Origin of the sequence: Kaistia soli DSM 19436, from assembly GCF_900129325.1 — a bacterium.
GTDB lineage: Bacteria > Pseudomonadota > Alphaproteobacteria > Rhizobiales > Kaistiaceae > Kaistia > Kaistia soli.
The window spans coordinates 752580-766842 of sequence record NZ_FQUP01000001.1 but is presented as its reverse complement, the minus strand read 5'-3'; the positions used below and the strand labels follow the sequence as shown (position 1 = coordinate 766842).

Here is a 14263-nt window from a genome sequence, read left to right as displayed (position 1 = left end):
TGCCGTCAGGCACCGAGATAGCGCGTCAGCGTCGCAGCCGCTCCGTCGCGCCAGAGAGCCGTGAGGGCCTCCGAGAACGCCGCGCGGAAGACTGCATTTTGTCCCACCGCCCCGTAGATGTCCTCCATAGCCAGCCACGCGAGAGGGTCATCCTTGGCCAGGGCAGCCGTCTCCTTAAGGCGGTCCCAGTTGGGATCGTTCGGGGCGATCGCCGCGCCGCTGTCGGTCGTGCCGTAGCAGTAGCGGCACCAGAGCGCCGATTCGAGCGCCAGTCCGGTGATCGAAAGACCCTTGGCGAGCCGATCTGCGATCGTCGGAATGATGAATTTCGGCTGCCGGTTGGAACCGTCGAGGCAGAGGCGCCGGATGGTATCGCCGATCTTCGGATTGGCGAAGCGGCGCTGGACGAGCGCGAAATAGGCGCTGGTATCCGTATCCGGCACGGGCGGGACGACCGGAATGATCTCGTCGGTCTCGATTTTCTCAAGGAAGCCCGCGACCAGCGGATGCTCCATCGCTTCATGCACGAAATGGATGTCGAGCAATCCGCCCGCATAAGCGATCACCGCATGGCCGCCATTGAGGATACGGATCTTCATCATCTCGAAGGGCGTCACATCGGGCACGAACTGCACGCCCACGTCTTCGAGACGCGGCCGGCCAGCTGGAAAATTATCCTCCAGCACCCATTGCCGGAAATCCTCGCAGAATACCGGCCATGCATCCTCGATGCCGAATTCATCGGCGAGCAACTGCTTTTCACGCTCTCCGGTCGCCGGCGTGATGCGGTCGACCATGCCGTTCGGGAAGGCGACATTGTCCCTGATCCAGGTTGCGAAGGCTGGATCGGACAGAGCAGCAAGACCGACGACGGCGTTGCGGGTCACAGCGCCATTATGGGGAAGATTGTCGCAGGACATGACCGTGAAGGGGATGATCCCGGCCGCGCGGCGGCGCTTCAATCCGGCAATAACCAGTCCAAATACGGTCTTCGCATGGTCGGGATCGGCAGCATCCGCAACGATCTGAGGATGCTGCGGGTCGAAGGCGGCGGTGGCGGCATTGATGAAATAGCCGCCCTCGGTGACCGTGAGCGAAACGATGCGAATTGCCGGGTCCGCGAGCGTCTCGAGGATCCGGTCACGGTCCGTCGGTCCGATGGTGCCGATCATCGAGCCCGTGACGCGAGCGGCCGAGCGGCCGGCCTCCTGTTCGACGAGGGTGGTCAAGAGATCCTGATCCGACAGCACTTGCGCGATGCGGCCGTCATGCTCGGTGACGCCGGTCCCGATGATCGCAAAGTCGAAATCACGCCCGGTGGAGAACAGATCGTCGAGATAGGCGGCTTGGTGCGCGCGATGAAAATTGCCGATGCCGAAATGCAGGATGCCAGGTCGGAGGGCCGAACGGTCATATTGCGGCACGCGCGCCTTGGCGGCGATCTCGGGCAGGGTCTGGGTCGTCAGTTTGATCGCCATTTCGGTGTCTTCTCGCTAGTCGACGCGTTGCCGATCGATTCTCTGCCGTCGGCGGCCCGGATCATCTATGGCCCGGCGCCGACATTCAACCGCGGCCGCTCGGCCGCCGGCGCTCAGCCTCGGATCGCCTGGCCTTGCTTGTCGAAACGATGGAGCCGCGCTGGATCGGGCTGCAGCATCACGCGCTCGCCGGCGTGGAACGATACCTCGCCCGGCGTGCGCGCCGTGACGAGGCCCACCCCGGGGACTTCCACATAGAGGAAAGTGTCGCTGCCAAGATGCTCGGCGACGCTGATGGTTCCGGCCCAGCCGCCGCCATCGCGCGAGACGATGAGATGCTCGGGCCGGATGCCGATGGTCGCGGCCTGATAGGGCTCGGCCGTCGCGCCACCGATCAGGTTCATCTTGGGTGAGCCGATGAAGCCCGCAACGAAAAGATTGGCTGGCCGGTCATAGAGTTCGAGCGGCGACCCAACTTGCTCGACCGAGCCGGCATTCAGCACGACGATCTTGTCGGCCATGGTCATGGCTTCGACCTGGTCATGTGTCACGTAGATCGCCGTCGTGCCGAGGCTCCGCTGAAGTCGCGCGATCTCGATGCGCATATTGACGCGAAGGGCAGCGTCGAGATTGCTGAGCGGCTCGTCGAACAGGAAGCCCTTCGGCTCGCGCACGATGGCCCGCCCAATGGCGACGCGCTGGCGCTGGCCGCCTGAGAGCATGCGCGGCTTCCGGTCGAGATAGGGCGTCAGGTTCAGCGTCGCCGCGGCGGCATCGACTTTCTTCCGGATTTCGTCCTTCGGCATTCCAGCCATCTTGAGGCCGAAGCCAATATTGCCGCGCACACTCATATGCGGATAGAGCGCGTAGGACTGGAAGACCATCGACAGGCCGCGCTTCGTGGGCGGCAGATCTGTGACGTCGGCGCCGTCGATGAGGATCCGGCCGCCGGTCGCATCCTCAAGTCCGGCGATGAGGCGCAGCAATGTCGACTTGCCGCAACCCGAGGGTCCGACAAAGACCACGAATGATCCGTCTTCGACGGTGAGGCTGACGTTCGAGATCACCTTCACGGTGCCGAAGTGCTTCTGAACGTTTTCGAGGACGATCTTGCCCATGTTTTTTTCTTCCCCACGTCTACTTTACGGCGCCGAACGTCATACCGCGCACCAGCTGCTTCTGACTGAACCAGCCGATGACCAGGATGGGTGCGATGGCGAGTGTCGAGGCTGCGGACAGCTTGGCCCAGAACAGTCCCTCTGGGCTCGAATACGAGGCGATAAACGCCGTGAGCGGCGCCGCATTGGCAGCCGACAGGTTCAGCGTCCAGAACGCCTCGTTCCAGGCAAGGATGATGTTGAGCAGCATGGTCGATGCGATGCCGGGGATCGCCATCGGCAGGAGCACATAAACGATCTCCTTCCAGAGCACGGCGCCATCCATGCGCGAGGCCTCGAGGATGTCGACCGGGATCTCTCGGAAATAGGTGTAGAGCATCCAGACCATGATCGGCAGGTTGATCAGAGTCATGATGCCGGTGAGGCCGGTCAGCGTATCGAGAAGCCCAAGGTTCTTGAAGATGAGATAGATCGGCACCAGGACGCCGACGGCGGGCATCATCTTGGTGGATAGCATCCACATCAGGATGTCCTTGGTTCGCTTGGCCGGCGCGAACGCCATCGACCATGCTGCGGGCACCGCGATGACAAGGCCGATCAGCGACGAACCGATCGAGATCACCATCGAATTGAAAAAGTGCTTGAAGTAGTCCGACCGTGTCTGGACCGTGACGAAGTTCTCCAGCGTCCAGTGCGGCGGCAGGAAGGCCGGCGGGAAGAGGATGGCGTCACCTTCGGTCTTGAAGGCGGTCAGGATGGTCCAGAGGATCGGGAAGAACAGGATGAGGGCCACGACCCAGGCGAGGATCGTGAAGGTCCATTTCTTCTGCGGGCTGATAGCGCGGGCCATATGTGTCTCTCCTCACGCTTCGAGGTTCTTGCCGACCAGGCGGACGAGGAAGATTGCGACGATATTGGCGAGGATGACCGCCACGACGCCGCCCGCGGAGGCCCCGCCGACGTCATAGTCGAGCAGTGCCTGGTGATAGATCAGGTAGGCGATGTTGGTGGAGGCGTAGCCGGGACCGCCGCCGGTGGTCACTAGGATCTCGGCGAATACGGACAGCAGGAAGATCGTCTCGATGAGGATGACCACCGTGATGGCGCGGGCGAGATGCGGTAGCGTGATGTAGACGAACAGGCTGGCGAAGTTCGCGCCGTCCATGCCGGCCGCCTCCTTCTGTTCCTCGTCGAGCGATTGCATCGCCGTCAGCAGGATGAGTGTCGCAAAAGGCAGCCACTGCCAGGCAACGATCAGGATGATCGAGAACAGCGGATAGTTTTCGAGCCAGGCGACCGGCGCGAATCCGAGTCTGGTCGCGATCCAGGCGAAGATGCCGTAGTTCGGATCCATCAGCATGTTCTTCCAAACGAGCGCCGCGACGGTCGGCATGATGAAGAACGGCGAGATCACGAGAATTCGGACGATGCCCTGTCCGTAGATGAACTGGTCGAGCAGCAGGCCGAGGAGGATGCCGCCTACGACGGTGATCACCAGGACGGACAGCGTGATGGTGAGGGTATTCCAGAAGGCCTGGAAGAAAGCAGGGTCGGTCAGGAAGTATTTGTAGTTCATGAACCCGGCGAAACCGGTGTTCTCGGGGCTGAGCAGATTATAGTTTTGGAACGAATACCAGATGGTCAGCAGCAGCGGTACGATCATCCAGATGAACAGGATGACAACCGCTGGCGTGAGCATGGCCCGCGCCAGCTTGCGGGTGTTTACGGTCGCAGCCATTTCCTTGCCTCCCCCGGCCGGCCATGATCGGGCACGGCGCCTTCGCCCGTGGTCCCCGCGCCCTCCGCCTGTTGCGGAGATCGGCGGGCGAGCGCTTCGCTTCTGGGCACCCGTCTTCTAAATGCCCGGAGCCGAAGCTCCGGGCAGTTGCGGTCGTGCGATGGACTACTTGATGTAGCCGCCCTTGGTCATCGTCCGCGTGGCGACGTCCTGCGCCGACTTCAGCGCATCATCGACACTGGACTGACCGGCAAGCGCTGCGGAGAACAGCTTGCCAACCGTGTCGCCGAGACCCTGGAATTCAGGGATGGCGACGAACTGGACGCCGGTATAGGGCACTGGCTTTACAGTCGGCTTGGTCGGATCGGCTGTATTGATCGAGTCGATCGTCATCTGGGCGAACGGCGCCGCCTTCAGATAGTCCGCGTTCTTGTAGAGCGAGGTGCGCGTGCCGGGCGGAACATTGGCCCATCCGTCCTTGGCGGCGACGAGATCGGTGTAGTGCGCCGAGGTCGCCCAGGAGATGAACTTCTCGGCTGCGTCGATCTTGGCCGAACCGGCGGGAACTGCGAGCGACCACGCCCACAGCCAATTGCCACGCTTGCCGAGGCCGTTGTCAGGTGCCAGTGCAAAGCCGACCTTGTCGGCGACGGTCGAGGCCTTGGGATCGGTCACGAACGAGCCGGCGACCGTGGCGTCGATCCACATGCCGCACTTGCCCTGCTGGAACAGGGTCAGGTTTTCATTGAAGCCGTTCGAGGAGGAGCCGGCGGGGCCGTCGGCCTTCATGAGGTCGACATAGAACTGCAGCGTGCTCTTCCATTCCGGCTGGTCGAACTGCGGCTGCCATTTCTCGTCAAACCACCGCGCGCCGAACGAGTTCGACATGGCGGTCAGGAACGCCATGTTCTCGCCCCAGCCGGCCTTGCCGCGCAGGCAGATGCCGTTGATGCCGTTGGCGCGATCAGTGATCTTGTCGGCGGCCTGCTTGATGAAGTCCCAAGTCGGCTTGTCGGGCATCGTCAGCCCGGCCTTCTCGAACAGGTCCTTGCGATACATCACATAGCTGGACTCGCCATAGAAGGGCGAGGCGTAGAGCTTGCCGTCGGCCGAAAGGCCGTTGCGGATCGCAGGAAGCAGGTCGTCGACATTGTAGTCGGCCCCGAGATTGTCGAGCGGCACCAGCCAGCCCTTCTTCGCCCAGATCGGAACCTCGTAGGTACCGATGGTGAGGACGTCGTACTGGCCGCCCTTCGTCGCGATGTCGGTCGTCACCTTCTGGCGCAGGACGTTCTCCTCGAGCGTCACCCACTCGAGCTTGATGTCCGGATTGGCCTTAGTGAAGTCGTCCGTCATGCTCTGCATGCGGACCATGTCGCCATTGTTGACGGTCGCAATCGTCAGCGTGGTCTCGGCGAGTGCCGGTCCAGCCGCTGCGATCGCAACCAGCGAGGCAATGCTCGCAAGGTGTCGATTGAGTTTCATTGCATCCTCCCTGTATCGGGCATTTGCCCGATAGACGGGAAAATACTCACAAAGGGGCGTGGGTGGTCAACGAAATTCGATCATGCGCTGCACAATGGGAAACGGCGGAAGTGTAGGGGGTGTCAGTCGGTGAGCAGCATGGCGGCCATGACTTCATCGGTGACCAGGCCGTTCACGAGGCGGCCCTTCAGCGCCGCGCAGATCGCATGGCGCTTGCGGGCGCCGGCTGCAATGCCGATCACCAGCCCGAGCTCGCGGTCCGGCACGGGAGCTGACGCGATCCGGTCATTGGTGCCGATGTCTAGGATTTGGCCTTCGGCGTCGAACGCCCAGCCTATGATCTCGCCCACCGCGCCGGAGCGTTCCAGCAGCACCTGCTCGCTGCCGCTGAGGAAGCCATCGAGAACCATGGCTGAGTCGCTCGCCATGTCGCCGATGCCGATAAACGTGACCTCGGCGCGTTCCGCCAGCGCCAGCGTCGGCTTGATCATCGACTGAGCGTGCAGCGTTTCCCTTTCCTCGCGCGATGAGGCGACGACCGGGAAGGGGAGCGGGAAGGTGGCGCCTGTGATCCGCCCGGCCAGCGAATAGATCACGCTGTGATGCGAGGTGCTGCCGTCCGGCAGGATGCTGCCGGTGAGCGAGACCACGCGATGCTGCGGGCAGTCGATATGCAGGAGCTGCTCGACCGAGGCCTGCAGCGAACGTCCCGTGCCAATCGCCATCACGAGCGGTTCGGTGCGCGACAGCCAGCGTTCCATTTCAGCCGCCGTCGCGCGGGCGATGCCGCCAAGCGCCCCGGGCGCAGCGGGGTCGGCCGGCACGATCTCGCAATGCCGCAACTGGAAGCGGTCGGTCAGGCGTCGCGCAAGTTCGAGGCAGGCGGCGATCGGGTGATCGATGCGCACCTTGACGAGGCCTTCGGCGACGGCGAGCGAGACCAGTCGCTGTGCGGCCTGTCGCGACACGCCGAGCTTGCGGGCGATCTCGTCCTGCGTGTTCTCGGCGACGTAGTAAAGCCACGCGGCCCGCGACGCATCTTCGAGCCTCTCAGACGAAACCATGGTCGATCGATCCCCGCTCCGCCGTCACGGCGCATGCCAAGCCTTCAGTTACCACTCTTGCCGAAAGCCGCGGCAGGCTAACGGTGCGGGCAGGCGAAAGTCCATGGGCGATCGAAAGGCGGTCAGTACCAGCCCGGCTTCAGTCCGCTGCCGAGCATCTCGTCATAGACGTCGCGACGGCGGTCGCGCATGACCTGATTGAAGTCGTTCCAGTTACGCTTCCGCCGGGCATCGGCCACATTGATCCTCGCGATGAGGATTTCCTCGCCGTCCTGGCTGGCGGGGCCAGCGACCGGCCATCCCGTTTGGCCAACGATGAGGCTCTGTCCGATGAAGGGCTGGCCGCGCTCGGTCCCGACGCGGTCGGCACAGATGACGAAGACCGAGTTGGAATGCGCAGCGCCCATGACGATGATATTGGCCATCGCCTCGCGCTTCGGATCCTGACCCGGGATCGGCACCCAGTTCGTCGGCACGCACACGATCTCCGCGCCCTGGAGCGCCGCTAGACGGAAGGTTTCCGGGAACCAGCAATCATAGCAGATGTGACAACCGATCCGGCCGAAGGGCGTGTCGAAGACCGGGAAGCCGAGATTGCCCGGGGCGAAATAGAGCGCCTCGTCGCCCCAAAGATGCACTTTGCGATAGCGCCCGATCAGTCCGTCCGGCCCAACGATGACGGCCGAGTTGTAGAGCAGGGCGCCGTCGCGCTCGGTGATGCCGGCGACGATGACGAGGCCGAGACGACGGGCGACGTCGAGCCAGGCGAGGGTCGAGGGCCCGTCGGGGATGGCCTCTGCCAAACTGTGAGCCTCGGTCCGGCTTTCGAACACATACCCCGTGTTGCAGAGCTCAGGCAGGACGATGAGTTGCGCGCCCTTTGCGGCGGCTTCCTCGATCAGGGCGACCGAGCGCGCAACATTGCGCTCCGTCGCTCCGATCAGCGGCTCCATCTGGATCGATGCGACCGTCAGCGGCGCTTCCTTGACGCGAGTGGCGGGCATCGTCCGGGCTCCTTATGCGGGCGGGGCTGTCAGGTCCGGGCGACGGCCCAGGTGATCATCTGCTCGAACAGGCGCCCGTAACCTTCCCAGGCGACGAATTCCGGCGGCAGCCAATGCGGGCCGACATCGGATGTCCAGACGACCGTCCGGCCTTCGCCATGACGGCGCGTCGCCAGCAGCGGCAGCGAGCCATATTCGGTCGAGACAGTGGCGAGCACCTCGGCGTCGGGCTTCACCATCACCTCGTTAAAGCCGAGCAGCGGGGGCCATTCGCCTTCCAGGCCGGCGAGGATCGGGTGAGCGGCGTCGCCGGTTACGACCGGCGTGAAGCCCTCGGGAACTTCGACGCGGTCGTCGTAGGGGAGACAGGTGACCGGCAGCGTCGTTTCGACGGCTGTGCCACGATAGCGCGCGGCGCCGTTGATGCCCTGGAAGCTATAATAGCCACCGAGCATCAGCAGCGCGCCGCCCTTCGCGACCCAGTCGCGCAGCGCGATCAGGCGGTTCGGCGTCCGCTTCGAGTTGAGCCAGGTGTCGGGATGCAGCAGCAGCGTGTTGGCGCCGATATCCGAGAGGATCACGACGTCATAGGCATCGATCGCCTCGACCGTCTGCGGGAAGTCGCGCTGCGCTTCATGCGAGGGCATAAACGTGACCTCGAAGCCACGGCCGCGAAGCAGCGCCAGCAGCGGATCGGCGCCGGTGTGATACGTCACCGAGTTGAACTGGTCGAAGCCCTTGAAATGGGTCGCCGACGAAACCCAGGATTCGCCCGCCAGAAGAACCTTCAACCCCGTCATGACCCATTTCCCTTATTTGATTTGAGCGCAAGACGTCAGGAATTGCGCCGCGATTGTCAAGTGACTTGAACAGACTAGAATGTCGGCGGCGTGTTGACCCAGAAGATGCTCGCCCGTTCGGTGCCGACATTGCGATAATGATGCGGCAGCTCCGATTCGAAAACAAAGCTGTCGCCGGGCTTCAGGTGAAAGCTGCGTTCGCCGACGCTGAGCTCCACTTCCCCACAGATGACATAGCCGACTTCCTCGCCGACATGGCGGATCGGCCCGGCGCTCGCGCCGCCTTCATCGACATGATGGATGTTGCACTGGAGGAGATGTCCCGGCGAATAGGGAATGACACGTTCCAGCGTGATACCGTCCCCTTGGCGAAGGGAATCGAGGGCGATCAGCGGCCGGGCGCCGGCCCGGAAGATGATCCCTTCCTCGCCGTCCACCTCTTCGAACATCCAACCGATATTAGTCTCGAGCACCTGCACCAGCCGATGCAGCATCGGCAATGACGGCGATGCCTTGCCGTTCTCGATCTTCGAGAGGAGGCTCTCGGAACAGCCGGCCGCTTCGGCCACGGCCTTCAGCGTCATGCCGCGGATCTGCCGCGCGAGCTTGAGGCGCATGCCGAGCCGCATCTCCGCCGTGAGGACCATCTCGTCCGCGACCTTCGCCTGCTTCGCCATCGTCCTTCCGATCAATTCCGCCGGTCCGCACCTCGGGTCGGGAGCCCATCTTCCATCAGCAGCGGCGCTTTAGCAACCGCATTGACATGCGTTCAAGTCTCTTGAATGATGCCGGGAAGGTTGGAGCCTGTGCCATCAATAGGCAGGGTGCGAGAGTAGCAGGGGACCAGGGCAATGTCGCCCGTTTCAATCCGCTTTCATGTCATCGACGAAGCAGGCCACGCATGGTGAGCGCTGCTGTCGATGGCGCCCGGCTTCTGTCGCGTCTCGATTCTTTCGCGGCGATCGGCGGCCTTGCCAATGGCGGTGTCGACCGGCCGGCCTTTTCGCCCGCCGACCGCCAGGCGCGAAGCCTTATTGCAGACCTTGCGCGGGCCCGCGGCTTTTCGGTCGCGCAGGACAGTATCGCCAACCTCTTCATTCGCCGCGGCGCCGAAATCGGCGCGCCGCTGCTGATTGGCAGCCATCTCGACAGCCAGCCCACAGGCGGTCGTTTCGACGGCGCGCTCGGAACGCTTGCCGCCTTTGAGGTCCTCGAGGCCCTGGAGGATCGGAGCGTTCGCACTGAAACACCGGTGGAGCTGGTCGTCTGGTCGAATGAGGAGGGCAGCCGGTTCGCGCCGGGCGCCATGGGATCACGCGCCTTCGCGGCTGGCGTGATGCCGGCAGGAGCGGAGCGCGATTCCAACGGCGCGGAGCTCCGGGTCGCCATCGCCGAGACGCGCGCCGCACTTGCCGGCGCGGTTGAACGTCCGCTCGGTTTTCCGATCGCCGGCTACCTCGAACTCCATATCGAGCAAGGCCCGATCCTGGAGAAGGCGGGCCTGCCCATCGGAATCGTCGAGGGTATTCAGGGCACGACTTGGCTTGCCGTCACGATGACCGGCGAGAGCAGTCATGCCGGCACCACGCCACGCGACTCGCGCCGCGATGCTGCTGCAGCGCTCGTTTCCGCGCTGGGGCGGTTGCAGGACGCCATCATGCCTGGCGATCCGGCCGCGCGGTTCACCGCTGGACGCCTCGTCTCCAAGCCGGATTCGATCAATGTCGTGGCGCGGCAAGCCTCATGCACGCTCGATCTGCGTCATCCCCAGCCCGAGCGGCTCGCCGCGATCGATGCACAGATCCGCGCCGTACTCTCGGAAGCCGCCATCAGTCATGGTTGCAGCCTCGACATCGAACTTCTCCTGGCGGCGTCGCCAGCGGTTTTCAACGCCGATCTCGTGGCCGCGGTCGAAACCGCGGCGGAACGGCTACAACTGCCATCGCAGCGCATCGTCTCGGGCGCGTTTCATGACGCGCTGTCGATATCTGCGATCGCGCCGAGCGCGATGATCTTCGTGCCGTGCCGCGGCGGCATCAGCCACAATGAGCGGGAATTCGTCGAGCCGGAGCATGTCGTGGCGGGCGCCGCCGTGCTGCTAGGCGCAACGATCGATGCGGCGCACCGACTGGCCCGGAGAGGTCCGGGGGCGTCGAACTGAACCAGAGGACGAGGATCGGAACATGAGCATGAAGCTGACGAGACGTGCACTCCTGGGTGGCCTTGCTGTTGCCGCGGCGTTGATGGGCGCTCCGTTGCAAGCAAACGCGGCTGAACTGACGAAGCTGACCTTTGTCCAGGAATGGCCGACGCCCGATGGCTTCTGGATCCCGTGGATCCTCGGCTCCAAAAAAGGCTTCTATGCCGAGGAAGGGCTGGAACTCGAGATCGTCGTGCCGCCGACGGTCGCCGACACGATGAAGTTCCTCGGGACGGGGCGGGCCCAGGTCGCCTTCACTACCGTCATGGACGTGATCTTCGCCCGCGGCGAGCAGGCGCCGGTGACCGCGATCGCCCGCTACGGGCGCGGCAACAACTGGGGCATCATCAGTTCGGAGGGCAAGCCGCTGACCGTTGCCGACCTCAAAGGTAAGCGGATCGGCATTTACAACGACGCCTGGACCAAGGCCCAGCTCGGCATGATGCTCGCCGACGCCAAACTGACGCTCGACGATGTCGAGATGGTCGCTGCCGCCGACGATACGGTGCCGCTGCTGCTGCAGAACCGCGTCGACGCGATCACCGGCATCACCAATGCCGAAGGCACGGAGATGATGACGGCCGGCAACCAGAAAGCCTCGTTCCTGCCCGCGACCGAGCATGGTGTGCCAAACACGCCAATCTTCATGCTCGCCGGGAATGACGACTGGCTGAAGGCCCATCCCGACCAGGCCAAGGCGTTCCTGCGTGCCACCGAGAAGAGCATCCGCTATGCGGCGGAGCATCCGGCGGAAGGCGTCGCGGCGTTCCATGAACTCTACGCCAAGGCGTTCGACGAGAAGTACATCACGCAACAGTGGACTGATACAATCCCGCTGTTCGGTGCGATGGGCGATGATCTCATGGTCAACAACGAAGCCGACTGGACCGCGCTTCTTGCTGCGCTGACCAAGTTCGGCGTCGTCAAGGAAGTGGCCGCGCCCACGACCTACTTCACGAACGCCTATCTCGCCAAGTAGCCGCCGCAGCAAGAACAAGAAACAAGGGAGTCAGACGATGTCCGGACCCGTCGCCGTCAAGCGCATAACACCCGCCTGGACCTACAAGCCGGGCCCGGACGTTTCCGACACGCCTCCGCCCGGCCTGGTCCGGGCGCAGGCCCTCGCAAGGCAGGCCTGCGCCGTCGGGCTCGCCGCTCTGGAACCGGGGATGAGCGAACAGGACATCGACCTCGTCGTCAGCGACTTCCTGGCCCGCAACGGGATCGAGCATGTCTGGACGATCACCGTCGTCGGTCTCGGGGAGAACGCCAAGGTGTGCTTCCCGACCAACGGTCCCGGCGCGATGAAGGCGGCGGAGCGCGACGTGCTGATGCTGGACGTGCATCCGATCACGCCGGATGGCTCGTGGGGCGATTGCACGCGCTGCCGCGTCCTCGGCGACTATCCTGAGGCGAAGACGGCGCTCGCCGATCTCGAACGCATCCACGCCAGGACTCTCGATTTCTGCCGGCCCGGCATGCCGGCCAAGGAGCTGTTCGGCTTCTGCCATGAACTGCTGGTCGCCGATGGCTTCGTGCTGCTCGATCTTCTCGGCAATATCGGCCATTCGCTGACGGCTGGTGCCGCCTATCTGCATAACTTCATCGATGCCAGTAACGACGCGGCAATGTGGGGCGCCTGGGCGATCGAGCCCTTCGCGTCGCGCGATGATATTGCCGTCAAGGTCGAGGACCTCGTCTGGTTCGGCCGCGACGCCTGCACGATCATCTGAGCTGCCGCATCAGATGACCGCAGCCGCTTCCCCCAAGCTCGCCCTTCACGCCGTCACGCAGCGCTTCGGCGAAACGCTGGCCCTTTCGCCGACCGATCTCGCTGTCCGCGCGGGCGAATTCGTTTCCGTCGTTGGTCCATCCGGCTGCGGCAAGAGCACGATGTTCAACATCATCGCCGGTGTGCTTCAGCCGAGCGGCGGGCGCGTGCTCATCGACGGCCGCGACGTCACGGGGAGGGCCGGCGAAGTCGGCTATATGCTGCAGAAGGACCTGCTGCTGCCCTGGCGCACCGTGCTCGACAACATCGTGCTCGGCGCTCTGCTGAAGGGGAAAGCTGGACCCAAGGAACGAGCAGAGGGTGTCGCGCTTGCCCGGCGCTACGGTCTTGGCGATTTCATCAATCACTATCCCTCTGCGCTTTCGGGCGGCATGCGCCAGCGCGCGGCACTGATGCGCACGCTTGCCATGCATCGCGATGTCCTGCTGCTCGACGAGCCCTTCGGCGCACTCGACTCGCAGACCCGGTTTGCCATGCAGCAATGGCTACTGAGCGTCTGGGAGCGTGAGCAGCGAACCATCGTCTTCGTCACGCATGACATCGACGAGGCGGTGTTTCTCTCCGACCGCGTCGTCGTCATGTCGCCGCGCCCCGGTCGCATCCGCGAAATCATCGAAGTCCCGATCCCGCGGCCGCGCCCCGTCTCCGCGCTGACCAGTCCGCTCTTCAGCACGATCAAACAGCGGATCATCGATCTGATCTATGAGAACAGCCCTGCTCTGGAGCCCGCGCATGTCTGACCGCCACGCGCTGCTGCTGAGGCTCGTCTATCCGCTTGTCGCGCTCATCCTCGTCATTGCTGGCTGGGCGCTTGCGGTCGATGTGTTCGAGATCCCGCGTTATGTCATGCCCTCGCCGATGGATGTCGCCAACCACATCGCCGACGATTGGCCGGCGCTGGTCAAAGGCTTTGGCCAGACCTTCATGGAGTTCCTGCTCGGCTTCCTGGCGGGGGCGATCGCCGGTTTCGTCTTCGCCGTGCTGATGGACGCGTCGCGACCCGTGCGCGGTATCCTCTATCCGATCCTCATCACCAGCCAGGCGATCCCGATCGTCGCCATTTCTGCGGCGCTGACGATCTGGCTCGGCTTCGGCCTCGCCCCGAAGCTCGTCATCGTCGCGCTGGTCGTGTTTTTCCCGGTGGTGGTCAATGTGCTCGACGGCCTCGCATCCGTCGACAAGGACATCATCAATCTTGTCCGCTCGATGGGAGCGTCCCGCTTCAGCATCTTTCGCCATGTGAAGCTGCCGGCGACCTATACACCACTGTTCTCGGCGCTGAAGCTATCGGCGACGTTCTCGGTGACCGGCGCGGTGATCGCGGAATGGACGGCCTCGACCAGCGGCGGCATCGGCGCCTATCTGCTGCAGGCCAATTCCCGCCTGAACACCGCTGGCACCTTCGCCGCGATCGTCTTCCTGGCGCTGCTCGGTCTTGTCAGCTTCCTGCTGGTCATCGCCGCCGAATACTGGCTGACGCCCTGGCGCTCGGGTTCCAAGGCACGCCGCTGGTCGTCGAGCTATTGGAAGGATGAGACCGGAGGGTGAACGGCGGCTGTGCGCCGCCGTCCCGTCGATCGATCC

14 protein-coding genes are annotated in these 14263 nt (G+C 63.8%); 5 read left to right on the top strand and 9 right to left on the bottom strand.

The features are described 5' to 3' along the window. Positions 1 to 5 precede the first annotated feature (5 nt). From BUB39_RS03860 to BUB39_RS03820, 9 genes are all read right to left on the bottom strand, one after another. Positions 6 to 1478: a mannitol dehydrogenase family protein gene (locus BUB39_RS03860; protein ID WP_073051680.1), complete on the bottom strand. Its 1473-nt coding sequence runs from the start codon at positions 1476 to 1478 to the stop codon at positions 6 to 8. Positions 1479 to 1591: 113 nt separating this feature from the next. Further along, the gene (locus BUB39_RS03855; RefSeq protein ID WP_073051679.1) at positions 1592 to 2596 is read right to left on the bottom strand and encodes an ABC transporter ATP-binding protein; all 1005 of its coding nucleotides are present in this window, start codon (positions 2594 to 2596) and stop codon (positions 1592 to 1594) included. Positions 2597 to 2615: 19 nt separating this feature from the next. Further along, positions 2616 to 3446 carry a carbohydrate ABC transporter permease gene (locus tag BUB39_RS03850; protein ID WP_073051678.1) on the bottom strand — a complete coding sequence of 277 codons (831 nt, stop codon included), beginning with the start codon at positions 3444 to 3446 and terminating at the stop codon, positions 2616 to 2618. Positions 3447 to 3458: 12 nt separating this feature from the next. After that, entirely contained in the window at positions 3459 to 4334 is an 876-nt protein-coding gene (locus BUB39_RS03845; RefSeq protein WP_073051677.1) for a carbohydrate ABC transporter permease, read from the bottom strand. 165 nt (positions 4335 to 4499) lie between these two features. Then, positions 4500 to 5819, bottom strand: a complete 1320-nt coding sequence (locus tag BUB39_RS03840) for an ABC transporter substrate-binding protein (protein WP_073051676.1) — start codon at positions 5817 to 5819, stop codon at positions 4500 to 4502. Between the two features lie 122 nt (positions 5820 to 5941). Then, complete coding sequence (locus BUB39_RS03835; protein WP_073051675.1) at positions 5942 to 6883, bottom strand: sugar-binding transcriptional regulator; 942 nt, start codon at positions 6881 to 6883, stop codon at positions 5942 to 5944. A gap of 122 nt (positions 6884 to 7005) precedes the next feature. After that, positions 7006 to 7887 carry a nitrilase family protein gene (locus BUB39_RS03830; RefSeq protein ID WP_073051674.1) on the bottom strand — a complete coding sequence of 294 codons (882 nt, stop codon included), beginning with the start codon at positions 7885 to 7887 and terminating at the stop codon, positions 7006 to 7008. A gap of 29 nt (positions 7888 to 7916) precedes the next feature. Continuing rightward, complete coding sequence (locus tag BUB39_RS03825) at positions 7917 to 8687, bottom strand: glutamine amidotransferase (RefSeq protein ID WP_073051673.1); 771 nt, start codon at positions 8685 to 8687, stop codon at positions 7917 to 7919. A gap of 74 nt (positions 8688 to 8761) precedes the next feature. Then, positions 8762 to 9364, bottom strand: coding sequence for a cupin domain-containing protein (locus BUB39_RS03820; RefSeq protein WP_073051672.1), 603 nt, complete (start codon positions 9362 to 9364; stop codon positions 8762 to 8764). Between the two features lie 224 nt (positions 9365 to 9588). Here BUB39_RS03820 and BUB39_RS03815 point away from each other — a divergent pair, with 224 nt between their 5' ends. Genes BUB39_RS03815 through BUB39_RS03795 form a run of 5 tightly spaced genes read left to right on the top strand, consistent with a single transcriptional unit; the run spans position 9589 to position 14227 of the window. Next, entirely contained in the window at positions 9589 to 10848 is a 1260-nt protein-coding gene (locus BUB39_RS03815; RefSeq protein WP_073051671.1) for a M20 family metallo-hydrolase, read from the top strand. Between the two features lie 22 nt (positions 10849 to 10870). Next, on the top strand, positions 10871 to 11866 hold the full coding sequence (locus BUB39_RS03810; protein ID WP_084526866.1) for an ABC transporter substrate-binding protein: 996 nt from the start codon (positions 10871 to 10873) through the stop codon (positions 11864 to 11866). Positions 11867 to 11903: 37 nt separating this feature from the next. Next, the gene (locus tag BUB39_RS03805; protein ID WP_073051670.1) at positions 11904 to 12620 is read left to right on the top strand and encodes a M24 family metallopeptidase; all 717 of its coding nucleotides are present in this window, start codon (positions 11904 to 11906) and stop codon (positions 12618 to 12620) included. A 13-nt stretch (positions 12621 to 12633) separates the two neighbouring features. Continuing rightward, on the top strand, positions 12634 to 13419 hold the full coding sequence (locus tag BUB39_RS03800; protein ID WP_073051669.1) for an ABC transporter ATP-binding protein: 786 nt from the start codon (positions 12634 to 12636) through the stop codon (positions 13417 to 13419). Beyond that, a complete protein-coding gene (locus tag BUB39_RS03795) occupies positions 13412 to 14227 on the top strand; it encodes an ABC transporter permease (protein WP_210187027.1) in 816 nt (271 codons plus the stop codon). The genes BUB39_RS03800 and BUB39_RS03795 overlap by 8 nt, the downstream gene beginning before the upstream one ends. Positions 14228 to 14263: the final 36 nt, after the last annotated feature.

Coding starts and splice junctions, on each gene's coding strand:
- BUB39_RS03860 (WP_073051680.1), bottom strand. CDS start 1,478: ATGGCGATCAAACTGACGACCCAGACCCTGCCCGAGATCGCCGCCAAG.
- BUB39_RS03855 (WP_073051679.1), bottom strand. CDS start 2,596: ATGGGCAAGATCGTCCTCGAAAACGTTCAGAAGCACTTCGGCACCGTG.
- BUB39_RS03850 (WP_073051678.1), bottom strand. CDS start 3,446: ATGGCCCGCGCTATCAGCCCGCAGAAGAAATGGACCTTCACGATCCTC.
- BUB39_RS03845 (WP_073051677.1), bottom strand. CDS start 4,334: ATGGCTGCGACCGTAAACACCCGCAAGCTGGCGCGGGCCATGCTCACG.
- BUB39_RS03840 (WP_073051676.1), bottom strand. CDS start 5,819: ATGAAACTCAATCGACACCTTGCGAGCATTGCCTCGCTGGTTGCGATC.
- BUB39_RS03835 (WP_073051675.1), bottom strand. CDS start 6,883: ATGGTTTCGTCTGAGAGGCTCGAAGATGCGTCGCGGGCCGCGTGGCTT.
- BUB39_RS03830 (WP_073051674.1), bottom strand. CDS start 7,887: ATGCCCGCCACTCGCGTCAAGGAAGCGCCGCTGACGGTCGCATCGATC.
- BUB39_RS03825 (WP_073051673.1), bottom strand. CDS start 8,687: ATGACGGGGTTGAAGGTTCTTCTGGCGGGCGAATCCTGGGTTTCGTCG.
- BUB39_RS03820 (WP_073051672.1), bottom strand. CDS start 9,364: ATGGCGAAGCAGGCGAAGGTCGCGGACGAGATGGTCCTCACGGCGGAG.
- BUB39_RS03815 (WP_073051671.1), top strand. CDS start 9,589: ATGGTGAGCGCTGCTGTCGATGGCGCCCGGCTTCTGTCGCGTCTCGAT.
- BUB39_RS03810 (WP_084526866.1), top strand. CDS start 10,871: ATGAGCATGAAGCTGACGAGACGTGCACTCCTGGGTGGCCTTGCTGTT.
- BUB39_RS03805 (WP_073051670.1), top strand. CDS start 11,904: ATGTCCGGACCCGTCGCCGTCAAGCGCATAACACCCGCCTGGACCTAC.
- BUB39_RS03800 (WP_073051669.1), top strand. CDS start 12,634: ATGACCGCAGCCGCTTCCCCCAAGCTCGCCCTTCACGCCGTCACGCAG.
- BUB39_RS03795 (WP_210187027.1), top strand. CDS start 13,412: ATGTCTGACCGCCACGCGCTGCTGCTGAGGCTCGTCTATCCGCTTGTC.